Raw genomic sequence first — 333 nt, forward strand, 5'->3', positions numbered from 1 at the left:
GCCAGTGTCCCGTTCATGGGACTTGAACTCCCGTCGCCGGTATAATCCCAATGCGGCCCAGTCGGCCGCCGCTGCGGGCACCCAGGCGCAGGCTCCCGCCGCGCTGCAGGTTGGCGGGCGGGGTGACCTCGCGGAAAGCCTTGCCGGAGAAGGCCGAGGGGCGCTTTTCACCGGTCAGGGCCAGGTCCAGCGAGGGCGTGCGGCCACCGATGACGCGGCCTAGAATGTTCTGCAACCACATGGATGGCGTCCTCCAATTCGGGAATGGCGCCCGATTAGTCCTCGAACTCCCCCTTGATTAGTCCGAATTAAGGGGAATAATCGTCCCGTACC

At 64.9% G+C, this 333-nt stretch carries 1 protein-coding gene; it reads right to left on the reverse strand.

Going from position 1 to position 333, the window contains the following annotated elements:
• Positions 1-13 precede the first annotated feature (13 nt).
• Positions 14-241 (reverse strand): hypothetical protein, encoded by a 228-nt coding sequence (locus tag ACQG3P_RS18960; protein ID WP_426805899.1) that lies wholly within the window; start codon positions 239-241, stop codon positions 14-16.
• Positions 242-333: the final 92 nt, after the last annotated feature.

The sequence above is a fragment of the Stenotrophomonas sp. SrG genome, from assembly GCF_050031795.1.
In the GTDB taxonomy this organism is placed as follows: domain Bacteria; phylum Pseudomonadota; class Gammaproteobacteria; order Xanthomonadales; family Xanthomonadaceae; genus Stenotrophomonas; species Stenotrophomonas rhizophila_A.

Coding starts and splice junctions, on each gene's coding strand:
- ACQG3P_RS18960 (WP_426805899.1), bottom strand. CDS start 241: ATGTGGTTGCAGAACATTCTAGGCCGCGTCATCGGTGGCCGCACGCCC.